This window comes from Burkholderia sp. S-53 (assembly GCF_025560745.1).
GTDB classification, from domain to species: domain Bacteria; phylum Pseudomonadota; class Gammaproteobacteria; order Burkholderiales; family Burkholderiaceae; genus Burkholderia; species Burkholderia pyrrocinia.
In genome coordinates this window covers 1,045,897-1,060,929 of sequence record NZ_CP090483.1, presented here as the reverse complement: position 1 = coordinate 1,060,929, position 15,033 = coordinate 1,045,897, and the positions used below count along the sequence as shown (strand labels likewise).

Below are 15,033 nucleotides of genomic sequence, written 5' to 3'. Positions count from 1 at the left end.
CCGGCTCTAACTGACGCTTCCGCTGGCCGCGCCTGGCCGGCCGCGTGTAAACACCTACTCCGCCGCCGCCCGGATTTCCGGGCGAACGCGCGTCGCGCGACTTTCGCGCCCACGCCCCGTCACGCCTGCGTTTCGGCCCGATGTGCACGCATCCGCGCCCCGATACCGCGCGACGGGCCTATGATCGACATGATCGCCTCCTGATAGCCCGGATCACCGCCCGGCAATGTTCCCGCCGTATTGCGGTGCTATCTTCGTGACTGGATGGCGATCTACGTGCGCGAGGCCAGGCGGTCTCACCACCCCCTGCGTAACGCGCGCCCGATCCGCAATGTCGAGTGAATTCATCATGACAACGCAAACCATCCGCATCCGTCACCCTCATGGCGTCCGCGATTCCGGCGGCGCCGTTCGCGCGCGTCGTCGGCGCGCCGCCGCCGCACTGCATCGGCCGTGCGGCCGGCCTGCCCCGCTCCCGTCCGTCCTCGTTGCCGCCGCGCCCGCCAGCCCGCGCCGCGTGTCGTGCCGCGTCGTCCTGAACGGAGCGTGCTGATGGAAGCCTGGCTCGGCGATCTGCAGCAACTGCTCGCGCACGGCGAAGCGGCCGTGCTGGTGACGGTCGCGCACACCGACGGCTCCGCGCCGCGCGAAGCCGGCACCAAGATGCTCGTCACTCGCGACATGGCCCGCCATACGATCGGCGGCGGTCATCTGGAATGGAAGGCGATCGAGATCGCTCGGCATCTGCTGAAGGATGGCGCGCACGTGCCCCACGCGCGCAGGCTCGAGCGGCTCGCGCTCGGCCCGAGCCTCGGCCAGTGCTGCGGCGGCGCGGTCGTGCTCGCGTTCGAGCGGCTCGACGTCGGCGATCTCGGCTGGATCATGTCGCTATCGAAGCGTGTCGCGGCCGGCGCCGCGACCGTGCGTAGCGTATCATTCGGCCCCTCGCCGGGCGCGCCGCTGTTGAGCGAGCCCGAATCGGAAGCCGCGCGGGCCGACTGCCTGCTGTGGGAAACCGGCGGCGTGTCGCTGATGACCGAAACGATCGCGCCGTATGCGTTCCCCGTCATGCTGTTCGGCGCCGGGCACATCGGCACCGCGCTCGTGAAGGTGCTGGCAACGCTGCCGTGCCACGTGCGCTGGATCGACGGGCCCGATGCGGTGTTCCCGCCGGCCGACGTGCTCGCCGGCATCGGCAACCTCGCGATCGACGCAGCCGCCGCCCCGGCGGACGCCGTCGACGCGGCGCCGCCGCAGTCCTACTTCGTCGTGATGACGCACGACCACGCGCTCGATTTCGTGCTGGCCGAGCGCATCCTGCGGCGCGGCGACTACGCATACTTCGGGATGACCGGCTCGCATGCCAAGCGCGTGCAGTTCGATCATCGCCTCGCGGCCATCGGCATCGACCCGGCCCAGGTCGCGCGGATGCGCTGCCCGATCGGTGTCGAAGGCATCATCGACAAGGCGCCCGAAGTGATCGCGATCTCGGTGGCCGCGCAGTTGCTGCAGGCCGTCGAGGCGAACGCGAACGCGCAGGCTTCCCCTACCTACTGACCGACCAAGAACGACGCCATGACACCGACATTCAAGGACAAGATTGCCCGCGCGCCGAAAGCGGAGCTGCACATCCATATCGAAGGCTCGCTCGAGCCCGAACTGATTTTCGCGCTCGCGCAGCGCAACGGCGTGAAGCTCGCGTACGACTCGATCGACGCGCTGCGCGCCGCGTACGCGTTCACCGACCTGCAGTCGTTCCTCGACATCTATTACGCCGGCGCGAGCGTGCTGCTGACCGAGCAGGATTTCTACGACATGACGGCCGCGTACTGCGAGCGCGCGCTCGCCGACAATGTCGTCCACACCGAACTGTTCTTCGACCCGCAGACGCACACCGAACGCGGCGTGCCGATCGAGACGGTCGTCGCGGGCATCGAGCGCGCACTCGCCGATGCCGAGCAGCGCGGGCTGTCGAGCAAGCTGATCCTGTGCTTCCTGCGCCACCTGTCCGAAGAGGACGCGCTCGCGACGTTCGAATCCGCGTTGCCGCTGTTCGAGCGCTATCGCCATCGCCTGATCGGCGTGGGCCTCGACTCGTCCGAGCTCGGCCATCCGCCGACGAAGTTCGCACGCGTGTTCGAAAAGGCGCGCGCGCTCGGGCTGAAGCTCGTCGCGCATGCAGGCGAGGAAGGCCCGCCGGCCTACATCTACGAAGCGCTCGACGTGCTGAAGGTCGACCGGATCGACCACGGCGTGCGCAGCATCGAGGACGCGGCGCTCGTCGAACGCCTCGCGCGCACGCGCACGGCGCTCACCGTCTGCCCGCTGTCGAACCTGAAGCTGTGCGTGTTCGACGACATGGCGAAGCACACGCTGAAGGCGCTGCTCGACCGCGGCGTCGCGGTGACGATCAACTCCGACGATCCCGCCTATTTCGGCGGCTACGTCAATGAAAACTACTTCGCGACGGTCGCGGGGCTGCAGCTCACAGATGCCGAAGTCCATGCGGTGATCCGCAACGGCTTCGAGGCGTCGTTCGTCGACCCGGCGCAGCGCGACGCACTGATCGCGCGCCTCGACACGTACTGGCAGGCCGCGTGACGGCCGGCATCGAGGTGCGCTAGTGTCCTGTTCCGCTGATTCGCGAACAAAGTCTGTGCAGCTTTTCGAGGATGGAATCGGCTGACGCGGTCCAGACGAACGGTTTGCAGTTTTCGTTGTAGTGGGAGACGAATTGATCGATACGGTTGATCAGTTGTTTGACCGAGCTGAACGAGCCTCTGCGGATCGCTTTGTCAGTGATCAGCGCAAAGAAGCGTTCGACCTGGTTAAGCCACGAACTGTAGGTGGGGATGAAATGCATGTGCCAGCGGGGGCGGGCTGCCAGCCACGCCTTGACCTTCGGATGCTTGTGACTGCCGTAGTTGTCCACGATGCAGTGCACGTCGAGATCAGCCGGGACAGCCTTGTCGATTTCACGCAGGAACGACAGGAATTCCTGGTGTCGATGACGTGGCTTGCAGGTCGCGAGCACGGCGCCATTGAGCACGTTCAGTGCAGCAAACAGCGTGGTGGTACCGTGACGAACATAGTCGTGCGTGACGCCTTCGACGTAGCCGAAACCCATCGGCAGCATCGGTTGCGTGCGCTCGAGCGCCTGACACTGGCTCTTCTCGTCCACGCACAGCACCAGGGCGTTCTCCGGTGGGCTCAAGTACAAGCCGACCACATCGCGCAGCTTCTCGATGAAGAACTGATCGGTCGAGAGCTTGAAGCTTTCGCTGCGATGCGGTTGCAGACCCAGCAGCTTGAAGTAACGGTGCACGCTCGTTGGCGAGATGGCAGTTTCGGCGGCAATCGTGCGCACGCTCCAGTGAGTGGAGCCATCTGCTGGCTTCGTGTGCAGGGTCTTATGAATCAGTTGAGCCAGCCGCTCGTCGTCGATCGTGCGTGGCTTGCCGGGGCGTACTTCGTCATAGAGTCCGTTGATTCGCTGCTCCAGAAACCGCAGACGCCACTTGCCCACCGTGGCACGCGTGAGTTGCAGGCGTTGCGCGATCGCGCTGTTGGGTTCGCCGTCAGCAGCCGCCAGCACGATGCGCGCCCGCGCGACCAGCGCAGCCGAAATCGAACGAGAACGTGCTATCGACATCAGCTGAGAGCGCTCGTCTTCGCTCAGCACCAGTTCCGCCTTCGGTCGTCCCATCGCCATGCTGACGTCTCCCGTTCCGTTGACGTCAACATGCTACGTGAACATAGATCAGTTAACAACAGAACAGGACACTAGACAGATGAAACACGGCAACGGCATCCGCTTCGCGACTCCCGGCCCGGCCTTGCGCCGCGCCGAACGCATGCATGCGCCCGGCGCGAACGCGCTCGACGCGTTCAACGAGTTCGTCGCCCGCGTGGCAACGGCGCTGTCCGTTGCCGCCCGCTGGCGCGTGCGGTCGCGGCTTGCCGTCCCGTGCGCCGCCGCCGCGGTCGCGATCGCCAGCGCTGCGAGATTCGCCGGCCACCACGCGATGGCGGCCCCGGCCGCCACGCATGCTCGCGCAATCGCATCCGGCCGCGCCGCACGCAGTGTGTCGCGGCGACTCGCGAAGCGCCGTCCCGCACCCGCGCGGGCGGTGCCAACCATGCCGTCGCCCGCGCGGCGTCGATCGCTTTCTTCTGTTCGCCTTACCTTGATGCAGGACCATTCGTCATGACGCAAACCGCTTTTCGTTCCCAACTGCTGACCTTCAACGGCGACCCGGCACAATCGAGCCAGGCCGCGAACCACGAGACCGATGGCCTCCTGATCGTCGACGACGGCAAGGTCGTCGCGGCCGGCCCGTATGCGCAGCTCGCCGCGACGCTCGCGCGCGACGCGATCGTCCATGACCTGCGCGACAAGCTGATCGTGCCCGGCTTCATCGACACGCACATCCACTATCCGCAGACGGACATGATCGCGTCGCCGGCGCCGGGCCTGCTGCCGTGGCTCGACAAGTACACGTTCCCGACCGAGCGCCAGTTCGGCGATCCCGAGCATGCGCGCGAAGTCGCCGACTTCTTCGTCGACGAACTGCTCGCGTGCGGCACGACGAGCGCGCTCGTCTACTGCACGGTGCACAAGCAGTCGGCCGACGCGCTGTTCGCGGCGAGCGACGCGCGCGACCTGCGGATGATCGCGGGCAAGGTGCTGATGGACCGCAACTGCCCCGAATTCCTGCGCGACACCGCGCAATCGGGTTATGACGACAGCGCCGAGCTGATCGACCGCTGGCACGGCAAAGGCCGCCAGATGTACGCGCTCACGCCGCGCTTCGCGCCGACGTCGACCGAGGCACAGCTCGAAGCGTGCGGCGAACTCGCGCGCCGCCATCCGGACGTGTTCGTGCAGAGCCACGTCGCTGAAAACGTCGACGAGGTGAAATGGGTGGCCGAGCTGTTCCCCGGCCATCGCAGCTATCTCGACATCTACGACCGCTACGGGCTGCTGCGTCCGCGCGCGGTGTACGGCCACTGCATCCACCTCGACGACGAGGACCGCCGCCGGATGGCCGAGACGCGCACCGTCGTCGCGCACTGCCCGACGTCGAACTTCTTCCTCGGCAGCGGGCTGTTCGATTTCGACAAGGCCGGCGAATACGACGTGCCCGTCACGCTCGCCACCGACGTCGGCGGCGGCACGTCGTTCTCGATGCTGCAGACGATGAACGAAGCGCACAAGGTCGCGCGGCTGTCGGGCCACCACCTGACCGCGACGCGGATGTTCTGGCTCGCGACGGCCGGCGCCGCGCAGGCGCTCGACCTCGCCGACACGGTCGGCACGCTCGCGCCGCGCACCGAAGCCGACTTCGTCGTGCTCGATCCGCAGGCGACGCCGCTGCTCGCGCGCCGCACGAAGCGCGCGGATTCGCTCGAGGAGTTGCTGTTCGCGTTCGCGCTGCTCGGCGACGACCGTGCGGTGTACCGCACCTATGCGGCCGGCAAGCTCGTCCACGAACGCGGCGCGGCCCGCCGCGCGGCCACCGCGTAACGGCCCGCCGGGCACCCGTCCCGGCATGCGCGGCGCATCCGCCGCCGCGCATGCCGGGTAGCCGAAGGCGGCGCGCGCCGATCGCGCCCCGATACTCCTCGTTGCGCTGCCCGGCCGCTTTCCCGCGCGCGACACGGACACGTCGTGCTAGAATTCGCCGCTCATTGGGGAGTAGCCGCTCCGCTCGATGTCCCGCGCCCCCGGCGCGCATCGTGACGGAGGCGTCCGTCAACAGACTTGGCCGTTCGGCCATGGCGGGCGCAGCCAAGTTGGCCTGGCGAGACCGATGGTTCACAGTGCGCCGCATCAGGGCCCGGCGCGCCGTGGATCGTCGCTCGCACGCACAACATCGGCCCGTGGAACCCCGTCCGTGTCCCAAGCCTTCCTGATTTCCACCGGCGCCGTCGCCCTCGCTGAAATCGGCGACAAGACCCAACTGCTTTCCCTCGTGCTGGCCGCGCGCTATCGCAAGCCGGTGCCGATCATCCTCGGCGTGCTCGTCGCGACGCTCGTGAACCACGGTTTCGCAGGCGCGCTCGGCGAATGGCTCGGCGCGCTCGTCACGCCGTCGATCATGCGCTGGGCGCTCGCGTTCTCGTTCATCGCAATGGGGTTGTGGATCCTCGTGCCGGACAAGCTCGATGCCGACGAAGCCAATGCCAACCGTTCGCGGCTCGGCGTGTTCGGCGCGACCCTCGTGGCGTTCTTCCTCGCGGAAATGGGCGACAAGACGCAGATCGCGACCGTCGCGCTTGCCGCGCGCTTCCAGGACTACATCGGCGTCGTGGCCGGCACGACGTTCGGGATGATGCTCGCGAACGTGCCCGCGATCCTGCTCGGCGACCGCTTCGCGCACCGCCTGCCGACGAAGCTCGTGCACGGCATCGCGGCCGTGCTGTTCGTCGTGCTCGGCGCGCTGGCGCTGCTGGGCATCGGGGCCTGACGGACGGAGGTGGCCGGCGCGGCCGGGCGGCCGCGCCGGGATACTGGCGCCGCGTTACTTCGCGACCGCCGCGCCCGAAGCCGGCGCAGCCGGCGCCGCACGCTCGTTGGCGGCCGGCGCCGCCGGCCCGCCGCGCTTGTCGACCGGCAGCCGGACCGAGCGGACCGCGCCGTTCGACAGCGGGAAATCGGCGAGCGCGCTGCGCGCGAGGAACGGCATCGCGTACAGCAGCGTGCCGTTGTCGCCGGTCGTGCGCGCGGACACGTTGTAGACCTCCTTGCCGGTCGCGCGCTCGGTGATACGGATGCCGAGCGTGTAGTCGAACACCTGGTAAGTCTGCGCGACATAACCGGCCGGCATCGGTCCCCAGGGCCCCCACGGGCCCCACGGCCCGCGCCGCCAGTACGGCCCCGGCCCGACGAACCAGGGATCGTAGTAGACGGGTTGCGGCACCGTCACGAGATCGCTGCCGACCGCATAGGTCAGCCCGACCAGATACCGCGCCTGCGCCTGCGGCACCTGCCGGAACGCATACGCGGACAGCTCGCTCGCGACGATCGGCTCGTAGGTCGACTGCTCGATGCTGTTCTTCTGCGCATCGGTGCGCGTGAACGCATAAGTGCGTGTCGCGTCGCTGCCGCTCCAGTCGGAGAAGGCCGTGACCTGGGTCGTCACATAGCTGGTGCAGCCCGTCAGCAGCGCCACGCACAGCACCACCGCCCAGCCCGCACCGCGAAAAATCCAATCGCGTTTCATGTTGATCCTCGTCGATCCGTCACCCGTTCGTCGCACCGCGCGAACCGGACGGGATGCCGATAATACGCGGACTGCCGAAAGCGGTAAAAAGTTCGCCCGGCACGCAGCCGCTAGCCTTTGTACAATGGCCCGGTTCGCCCGGCCCGTGCCGCGGGCCCGCCCCCCACTCCACCGATCTCGACGACCATGTCCGACAACGCCTCCTCCACCGTGATCCGCCGCGCCGACTACACGCCGCCGGCCTTCCTCATCGATTCCGTCGCGCTCGAATTCGATCTCGCGCCGGCCCGCACGATCGTCAGGAATACGATGCGCGTGCGCCGCAATCCGGACGCCGCGCCCGCGCCGCACCTGGAGCTGATGGGCGAAGCGCTCGAATTCGTCGGCGCACGGCTGGACGGCGCGCCGCACGGCGCCGTGCGCGCGCACGAACACGGGCTGACGGTCGAGAACGTCCCCGACGCATTCGAGCTGACGCTCGAAAGCGCGTGCGCACCCGACCAGAATACGACGCTGTCGGGCCTCTATGTGTCGAGCGGCAACTTCTTCACGCAGTGCGAAGCCGAAGGCTTCCGCCGCATCACCTATTTCCTCGACCGCCCCGACGTGATGGCGTCGTACACGGTCACGCTGCGCGCCGACAAGGCTGCGTACCCGGTGCTGCTGTCGAACGGCAACCTCGTCGATTCGGGCGACCTGCCCGACGGCCGCCACTTCGCGAAATGGGAAGACCCGTTCCGCAAGCCGAGCTACCTGTTCGCGCTCGTCGCGGGCAAGCTCGTCGCGATCGAGGAACAGATCACGACCGGCTCGGGCAAGGAAAAACTGCTGCAGGTATGGGTCGAGCCGGCCGACCTCGACAAGACGCGTCACGCGATGGATTCGCTGATCCACTCGATCCGCTGGGACGAAAAGCGCTTCGGCCTCGAGCTCGATCTCGACCGCTTCATGATCGTCGCGGTCGGCGACTTCAACATGGGCGCGATGGAGAACAAGGGGCTCAACATCTTCAACACGAAGTATGTGCTGGCGAACCCCGAGACCGCGACCGACACCGACTTCGCGAACATCGAATCGGTGGTCGGCCACGAATACTTCCACAACTGGACCGGCAACCGCGTGACCTGCCGCGACTGGTTCCAGTTGAGCCTGAAGGAAGGCCTGACCGTGTTCCGCGACCAGGAATTCTCGGCCGACATGGCCGCGGGCGACGACGTCGAATCGGCGGCCCGCGCGGTCAAGCGCATCGAGGACGTGCGCGTGCTGCGCCAGTTGCAGTTCGCCGAGGATGCGGGCCCGATGGCGCACCCGGTGCGCCCGGAGAGCTACGTCGAGATCAACAATTTCTACACGATGACCGTCTACGAGAAAGGCTCGGAAGTCGTGCGGATGTACCAGACGCTGTTCGGCCGCGATGGCTTCCGCAAGGGGATGGACCTGTACTTCAAGCGCCACGACGGCCATGCGGTGACTTGCGACGACTTCCGTCACGCGATGGCCGACGCGAACGGGCGCGACCTCGCGCAGTTCGAGCGCTGGTACAACCAGGCCGGCACGCCGCGCGTGACGGTGAAGACCGCGTACGACGCGGCCGCGCGCCGCTATACGGTCACGCTCGCGCAAGGCTACGGCGACGCGTCGCCGGCCGCGCGCGAAACGCAGCAGGGGCCGCTGCTGATTCCGTTCGCGATCGGCCTGATCGGCCGCGACGGCCGCGACCTGCCGCTGCGCCTCGACGGCGAAGCCGCCGCGTCGGGCACGACGCGCGTGCTCGACTTCACCGACACCGAGCAGACCTTCACGTTCGTCGACGTGCCGGAACAACCGCTGCCGTCGCTGCTGCGCAACTTCTCGTCGCCGGTGATCGTCGAGTACGACTACAGCGACGACGATCTCGCGTTCCTGCTCGCGCACGACAGCGATCCGTTCAACCGCTGGGAGGCCGGCCAGCGCCTCGCGACGCGCGCGCTGCTGACGCTCGCCGCGCGTGCCGCCGCGAACGAGCCGCTCACGCTCGGCGAGAACTTCGTCGCCGCGTTCCGCCGCGTGCTGTCCGACGCGAACCTGTCGCCGGCGTTCCGCGAACTCGCACTGACGCTGCCGTCGGAAACCTATCTCGCCGACCAGATGGCCGAAGCCGATCCGGCGGCCGTGCATCGTGCGCGCCTGTTCGTGCGCCGCCAGCTCGCGACCGCACTGCGCACCGACTGGCTCGCCGCGTACGAACAGCACCAGACGCCCGGCGCATACGAGCCGACGCCGGAGGCCTCCGGCCGCCGCGCGCTGAAGAACCTCGCGCTCGCGTATCTCGCCGAACTCGACGCCCCGGCCGATGCTGTGCGCCTTGCGACCGCACAGTACGACGCGGCGAACAACATGACCGATCGCGCGGCTGCGCTCGGCGCGCTGCTGTCCGCCGCGGCTGCGGGCGCGAACGAGCCGGCCGAGCATGCGCTCGACGACTTCTACCGTCGCTTCGAGAAGGAGGCGCTCGTGATCGACAAGTGGTTCGCGATGCAGGCGGCGCAACGCGGCACACCCGCGCAGCCGACGCTCGCGAAGGTTCGCAAGCTGCTCGCGCACCCTGCGTTCAACCTGAAGAATCCGAACCGCGCGCGCTCGCTGATCTTCAGCTTCTGCGCGGCCAACCCCGCGCAGTTCCATGCGGCGGACGGTTCGGGCTACGCGTTCTGGGCCGAACAGGTACTCGCGCTCGACGCGATCAATCCGCAGGTCGCTGCACGCCTCGCGCGCTCGCTCGAACTGTGGCGTCGTTTCACGCCCGCACTGCGCGACCGGATGCGCGACGCGCTCGAGCAGGTCGCCGCCGGTGCGAAATCGCGCGACGTGCGCGAGATCGTCGAGAAAGCGCTCGCCTGACGCAAGCGACCGCATCGCGCCCGCACGATAAAGCCGGCGCCGCGTGATGCGGCGCCGGCTTTTTCATTGCGCGAGTGCGGTTGGAACCGGGCGGAATCGCGGGGTCTGACCGCGTGGTTTGCCGCCGCTGCGATGCGCGCGCTGCCCGCCGCCGACGCCGGAAACCGGGCCGATCCGGCCGCCCGGCCTTGTAACCGGACGAAAAAAGCCGGCGGCACGCGAGGCGCGGCGGGTAAAATTGCGGCCATTCAAGGATTCTTTGGCCTTTCGGAGTCTGTCATGTCCATTGCCCGCCGCACCACGCTGTCGAAGTTCCTGATCGAACAGCAACGTGAGACCAACAACCTCCCCGCCGACCTGCGCCTGCTGATCGAAGTCGTCGCCCGCGCGTGCAAGGCGATCAGCTACAACGTGTCGAAGGGCGCGCTCGGCGAAGCGCTCGGTACCGCCGGCAGCGAGAACGTCCAGGGCGAAGTGCAGAAGAAGCTCGACATCCTGTCGAACGAGATCCTGCTCGACGCGAACGAATGGGGCGGCAACCTCGCCGCGATGGCGTCGGAAGAAATGGAAACGTTCTTCCCGATCCCCGCGAACTACCCGCGCGGCGAATACCTGCTCGTGTTCGACCCGCTCGACGGCTCGTCGAACATCGACGTGAACGTGTCGATCGGCACGATCTTCTCGGTGCTGCGCTGCCCGGACGGCAAGCAGGCCACCGAGGAATCGTTCCTGCAACCCGGCACGCAGCAGGTCGCGGCCGGCTACGCGGTCTACGGCCCGCAGACGGTGTTCGTGCTGACGACCGGCAACGGCGTGAACTGCTTCACGCTCGACCGCGAAGTCGGCTCGTGGGTGCTCACGCAGAGCAACATGCAGATCCCGGCCGACACGCGCGAATACGCGATCAACGCATCGAACGCGCGCCACTGGTACGACCCGGTCAAGCGTTATGTCGACGAGCTGAACGCCGGCAAGGACGGCCCGCGCGGCGACAACTTCAACATGCGCTGGATCGCATCGATGGTCGCCGACGTGCACCGGATCCTGAACCGCGGCGGCATCTTCATGTACCCGGCCGACAAGCGCACGCCCGATCGTCCGGGCAAGCTGCGCCTGATGTACGAAGCGAACCCGATGTCGTTCATCGTCGAACAGGCGGGCGGCGCCGCAACGACCGGCACGCAGCGCATCATGGAAGTGCAGCCGACGGGCCTGCACCAGCGCGTGCCCGTGTTCCTCGGTTCGAAGAACGAAGTCGAGCGCGTCACCGGCTATCACGACGAAGCCGAATAATTTGCACTGCAGCACTGGACGGAGGTGCGCGACGCAAGTACAATCGCGCCTCGCGATGTGGCCCTGACCGGCCGCATCGCAGTGAAGTGAAAGCGGGAAGTCCGCCGGATCGATGGTTTCGCGAAACAGCAGCAGCAACAAGCTGAAAAAAATTCGCAAAACCTATTGCCAAGATCTCGGATTTGACCATATAATTTCATTTCTCTGCTGCCGGTGTAGCTCAGTTGGTAGAGCAGCGCATTCGTAATGCGAAGGTCGTAGGTTCGACTCCTATCTCCGGCACCAAGACATAAAGGTCTGACAAGCATCGCTTGTCAGACCTTTTCTCTTTTCCGGCGCCGAAATCGTGCGCCCGCCCTTCCCCGCGCCACCTCCGCTTGCGGGCATCTCCCGACTCACGCGTCGCGCGCCGCCGATTACAATCGCCGGACCACTCCGCCCTCTCCCCGCATCATGCGCACCTGGCGTCTCGAGCGACCGAACCTCACCGGGCAACTGGACGTGTCCCGCGCAACACGCCTCGTCGCCGCGATCGGCGGCAACGAGCCGAACGCATTCGCGGCCGAAGTCCTGAAGCTGTTCGACGACGCGCTGTCCATCACGCAGTGCACGATCTTCGCGTACGAATCCGGCAACCGCCCGCGCACGATGTCGGTCGCCGATCATCGCGGCGGCCGCTATCTGCGCGACCTCGCCGACACCTACGCACGACATTTCTACGCACTCGACGGCAACCAGCAGGTCGTATCGAACGCGCATCGCGGCGCACGCAGCCACGACCTGCTGCTGCACCTGCAGGCCGGCGACGAGATCGGCCACGAAGCGTATCGCGCGGCCTGCTATCGCGGCCCCGATGTGTCCGACCGGCTGGCGCTGCTGATGCAGCCGAACGATGCGAGCTGGCTGTCGATCAACCTGTACCGCGCACATCGCAGCGGCGCGTTCCAGCCGCGCGAGATCGCGGCGATCGAAGCACTCGCGCCGCTGATCGCGCAGGCCGCGAAGCATCACTACGCGCTCGCCGGCGCGACGCAGGCCGGCATCCCGCAGATGATGCTCGCACGGCTGCGCAGTGCGTGCCCGGCGTTGTCCAAGCGCGAACTCGACGTGCTGCGCGGCGTGCTCGAAGGCCAGACCGCGCACGAGATCGGCGAGACGATCGGCGTGAAGGCATCGAGTGTCGTCACCTACCAGAAGCGCGCGTACCGGCGCCTCGGCATTTCGGGCCAGCGCGAACTGTTCGCGATGTGCCTGCGACCTTGAGCCGTCCCGACTCGCGCTGAGCCTGCCGCGATCCCGCCTGCATCCAGTCGCTGTACCCGGAACGGGGACAACGGCGGCCCTGCCGGCTTCCATACTGCAGCGACCTGTTGCCCGCATCGCATCATCGATGCGCACGGTCCGAACCAGCCCCTCCTGGAAGCCAACGATGGACATCGAATTCAAGCCCTACCCGTTCGTCGCCGAGCGCCATCCCGCGCGTCTGCCGGACTGCAACGACGGCATCGATGCGCGCCGGCATCGCGTCGCGATCGTCGGCGGCGGCCCCGTGGGCCTCGCCGTCGCGCTCGGCCTCGCGAACCACGGCATCCGCAGCGTGCTGATCGAGGCCGACGACTCGGTCTGCCACGGCAGCCGCGCAATCTGCATCTCGCGGCGCAGCCTCGAGATCGTCGAACGGCTCGGCGCGCTCGACGACTTCCTGCGCACGGGGCTGCCGTGGACCGGCGGACGCAGCTTCTACCGTCGCGACGAAGTGCTGCATTTCACGATGCCGCAGGACGAGAACCAGAAGCTGCCGCCGATGGTGAATCTCGCGCAGTACCATATCGAGCAGTTCCTGCTCGATGCCGCGCTGCGTCGCCCCGAGCTCGTCGAAATCCGCTGGCAGACGAAGGTCATCGGTGTGACGCGGCAACCGGACGGCGTACGTCTGGACGTCGATACGCCGCTCGGCGGCTACGCACTCGACGCCGACTGGATCGTCGCGTGCGACGGCGGACGCAGCACGATTCGCGACGCGCTCGGCCTGTCGCTCCGGGGCACGAGCTACGAGGGCCGCTACGTGATCGTCGACATCATGCTCGACAGCGACCGGCCGACCGAACGGCTCGCGTACTTCGATCCGTCGTCCAACCCGGGTTCGACGGTCCTCGTCCACAAACAGCCCGACAACGTGTGGCGGATCGACTATCAGTTGCGCGACGACGAGGACGCCGATGCGGCCGTGAAGCCCGAGAACGTGATCCCGCGCGTGCAGAACCTGCTCGACATGATGGGCGAACGCGGCGCATGGTCGCCGATCTGGATCACGATCTACAAGGCGAACGCGCTGACGCTCGAACGCTACCGGCACGGCCGCGTACTGTTCTGCGGCGACGCCGCGCATCTGGTGCCGATCTTCGGCGTGCGCGGCGCGAATTCGGGCATCGACGATGCCGACAATATCGCGTGGAAACTCGCATACGTGATCCGCGGCCTGGCGTCGGACACGCTGCTCGACAGCTATTCGGACGAGCGCGTGTTCGCGGCGCACGAGAACCTGCGCTACGGCACGAAGAGCACCGAGTTCATGGCGCCGCCGTCGTTTGCATTCGAGCTGATGCGCACGGCCGTGTTGACGCTCGCGGTCCGGCATCCGGCGCTGCGTTCGCTGATCAACCCGCGCCAGACCTCGGCAATCGCGTATGCGGCGTCGCCGCTCAACTCGGCCGAGCGCGACACGTTTGCGGCCGGCCCGGCGCCCGGCACGGTGCTCGCGGAATGCCCGCTGATGCGGTACGCGACGCACGGCGGCGACACTCGGCGCGGCCACCTGACCGATCTCGTCGCGCCGCGCTTCACCGCGTTCTGCTTCACGATCGACGGCGTGCCCGATCCGTCGCTGGCCGATCTCGAACGACACCTGCAGGATGCGCGGATACCGTTCGCACTCGTCACGCTCGCACGGCATGCGGCGCCGCGGCAACCGGCCTGCGACGGCCATGACGACGACGGCCGGCTGTTCGACATGTACGGCGCGCGTGACGGCACCGTCTATCTCGTGCGTCCGGACGGGCACGTACTCGGCCGCTGGCACAACGCTCGCGCCGACGACGTGGCCGCCGCGCTCGAACACGCGCTGCATCCGCGCGCATCAACCGATCCTCAGGAGACCGCATGATGACCGACGCCGAACGCGACACGCTCTACACCGACCTGTGCCGCACGATGACCCGTATCGGCGAAACCGACGCGTCGCTCTTTCTCGCCCGTTTCGCACTGCTGTCGATCGAGGCGATCGGCGATACCGCGACCGTCGCACGGCTGATCGCCGACGCAGGCGACGGACTGCCCGATGCGGGCATGCCGGCATCGATGCACAAACGGTAACGTTCGTCGCCGACGGAATTCATCGGCGACCATTGCTTACAGATTCATTTCGCCATGCATCGTCCGCGCACGAGTCGCGCCGTAGGCAGACAAATTCCCTGGAAAATCCGCTTGAGGGTGCATAACATTACTTAACGATTCTGACCCGCCTATCGCGTTACATTGCGTGGGCGGCGCGGCGGTCGCAATGCCGCCTGCACCCAGCTTGCGGCGCGACAGCCGATGTCCGGTCATTTCGACTCAACACAAGGAGAGGACCACC

12 protein-coding genes, 1 tRNA gene and 1 riboswitch are annotated in these 15,033 nt (G+C 67.2%); of the genes, 11 read left to right on the top strand and 2 right to left on the bottom strand.

Features of this window, described 5'->3' with window-relative positions:
- Positions 1–552: 552 nt before the first annotated feature.
- Both xdhC and LXM88_RS09985 read left to right on the top strand, forming a co-directional pair.
- On the top strand, positions 553–1,557 hold the full coding sequence (gene xdhC / locus LXM88_RS09990; protein ID WP_262541698.1) for a xanthine dehydrogenase accessory protein XdhC: 1,005 nt from the start codon (positions 553–555) through the stop codon (positions 1,555–1,557).
- Between the two features lie 18 nt (positions 1,558–1,575).
- Positions 1,576–2,601: an adenosine deaminase gene (locus LXM88_RS09985; RefSeq protein ID WP_262541697.1), complete on the top strand. Its 1,026-nt coding sequence runs from the start codon at positions 1,576–1,578 to the stop codon at positions 2,599–2,601.
- A gap of 19 nt (positions 2,602–2,620) precedes the next feature.
- Here LXM88_RS09985 and LXM88_RS09980 read toward each other — a convergent pair whose 3' ends face one another.
- Positions 2,621–3,712, bottom strand: a complete 1,092-nt coding sequence (locus tag LXM88_RS09980; RefSeq protein ID WP_262530515.1) for an IS630 family transposase — start codon at positions 3,710–3,712, stop codon at positions 2,621–2,623.
- 79 nt (positions 3,713–3,791) lie between these two features.
- On the opposite strand from LXM88_RS09980, the gene LXM88_RS09975 reads away from it, so the two are divergent.
- The 3 genes from LXM88_RS09975 to LXM88_RS09965 all read left to right on the top strand — a co-directional run bounded on the left by LXM88_RS09975 (position 3,792) and on the right by LXM88_RS09965 (position 6,470).
- Positions 3,792–4,211, top strand: coding sequence for a hypothetical protein (locus tag LXM88_RS09975; protein WP_262541696.1), 420 nt, complete (start codon positions 3,792–3,794; stop codon positions 4,209–4,211).
- Positions 4,208–5,527, top strand: coding sequence for a guanine deaminase (gene guaD, locus LXM88_RS09970; protein WP_262541695.1), 1,320 nt, complete (start codon positions 4,208–4,210; stop codon positions 5,525–5,527). Before LXM88_RS09975 ends, guaD begins: the two co-directional genes overlap by 4 nt.
- A 154-nt stretch (positions 5,528–5,681) precedes the next feature.
- A riboswitch (yybP-ykoY riboswitch) is annotated at positions 5,682–5,803 on the top strand.
- Positions 5,804–5,897: 94 nt separating this feature from the next.
- Positions 5,898–6,470 carry a TMEM165/GDT1 family protein gene (locus LXM88_RS09965; RefSeq protein ID WP_131948107.1) on the top strand — a complete coding sequence of 191 codons (573 nt, stop codon included), beginning with the start codon at positions 5,898–5,900 and terminating at the stop codon, positions 6,468–6,470.
- A gap of 54 nt (positions 6,471–6,524) precedes the next feature.
- Here LXM88_RS09965 and LXM88_RS09960 read toward each other — a convergent pair whose 3' ends face one another.
- The gene (locus tag LXM88_RS09960) at positions 6,525–7,226 is read right to left on the bottom strand and encodes a DUF4136 domain-containing protein (protein WP_262541694.1); all 702 of its coding nucleotides are present in this window, start codon (positions 7,224–7,226) and stop codon (positions 6,525–6,527) included.
- A gap of 186 nt (positions 7,227–7,412) precedes the next feature.
- Here LXM88_RS09960 and pepN point away from each other — a divergent pair, with 186 nt between their 5' ends.
- The 6 genes from pepN (at position 7,413) to LXM88_RS09930 (ending at position 14,771) form a co-directional block, all read left to right on the top strand.
- A complete protein-coding gene (gene pepN / locus LXM88_RS09955) occupies positions 7,413–10,106 on the top strand; it encodes an aminopeptidase N (RefSeq protein WP_262541693.1) in 2,694 nt (897 codons plus the stop codon).
- A gap of 279 nt (positions 10,107–10,385) precedes the next feature.
- Positions 10,386–11,399 carry a class 1 fructose-bisphosphatase gene (locus LXM88_RS09950; RefSeq protein ID WP_065500519.1) on the top strand — a complete coding sequence of 338 codons (1,014 nt, stop codon included), beginning with the start codon at positions 10,386–10,388 and terminating at the stop codon, positions 11,397–11,399.
- A gap of 209 nt (positions 11,400–11,608) precedes the next feature.
- Positions 11,609–11,684 (top strand) — tRNA-Thr (locus LXM88_RS09945).
- 168 nt (positions 11,685–11,852) lie between these two features.
- Entirely contained in the window at positions 11,853–12,662 is an 810-nt protein-coding gene (locus tag LXM88_RS09940; protein WP_262541692.1) for a helix-turn-helix transcriptional regulator, read from the top strand.
- Positions 12,663–12,828: 166 nt separating this feature from the next.
- Complete coding sequence (locus tag LXM88_RS09935) at positions 12,829–14,562, top strand: FAD-dependent oxidoreductase (RefSeq protein ID WP_262541691.1); 1,734 nt, start codon at positions 12,829–12,831, stop codon at positions 14,560–14,562.
- The gene (locus LXM88_RS09930; RefSeq protein WP_262541690.1) at positions 14,559–14,771 is read left to right on the top strand and encodes a hypothetical protein; all 213 of its coding nucleotides are present in this window, start codon (positions 14,559–14,561) and stop codon (positions 14,769–14,771) included. The genes LXM88_RS09935 and LXM88_RS09930 overlap by 4 nt, the downstream gene beginning before the upstream one ends.
- Positions 14,772–15,033 lie beyond the last annotated feature (262 nt).

Bases quoted from the DNA above. Each gene is read 5' to 3' on its own strand.
- xdhC (WP_262541698.1), top strand. From the start codon at position 553: ATGGAAGCCTGGCTCGGCGATCTGCAGCAACTGCTCGCGCACGGCGAA.
- LXM88_RS09985 (WP_262541697.1), top strand. From the start codon at position 1,576: ATGACACCGACATTCAAGGACAAGATTGCCCGCGCGCCGAAAGCGGAG.
- LXM88_RS09980 (WP_262530515.1), bottom strand. From the start codon at position 3,712: ATGGCGATGGGACGACCGAAGGCGGAACTGGTGCTGAGCGAAGACGAG.
- LXM88_RS09975 (WP_262541696.1), top strand. From the start codon at position 3,792: ATGAAACACGGCAACGGCATCCGCTTCGCGACTCCCGGCCCGGCCTTG.
- guaD (WP_262541695.1), top strand. From the start codon at position 4,208: ATGACGCAAACCGCTTTTCGTTCCCAACTGCTGACCTTCAACGGCGAC.
- LXM88_RS09960 (WP_262541694.1), bottom strand. From the start codon at position 7,226: ATGAAACGCGATTGGATTTTTCGCGGTGCGGGCTGGGCGGTGGTGCTG.
- pepN (WP_262541693.1), top strand. From the start codon at position 7,413: ATGTCCGACAACGCCTCCTCCACCGTGATCCGCCGCGCCGACTACACG.
- LXM88_RS09950 (WP_065500519.1), top strand. From the start codon at position 10,386: ATGTCCATTGCCCGCCGCACCACGCTGTCGAAGTTCCTGATCGAACAG.
- LXM88_RS09940 (WP_262541692.1), top strand. From the start codon at position 11,853: ATGCGCACCTGGCGTCTCGAGCGACCGAACCTCACCGGGCAACTGGAC.
- LXM88_RS09935 (WP_262541691.1), top strand. From the start codon at position 12,829: ATGGACATCGAATTCAAGCCCTACCCGTTCGTCGCCGAGCGCCATCCC.
- LXM88_RS09930 (WP_262541690.1), top strand. From the start codon at position 14,559: ATGATGACCGACGCCGAACGCGACACGCTCTACACCGACCTGTGCCGC.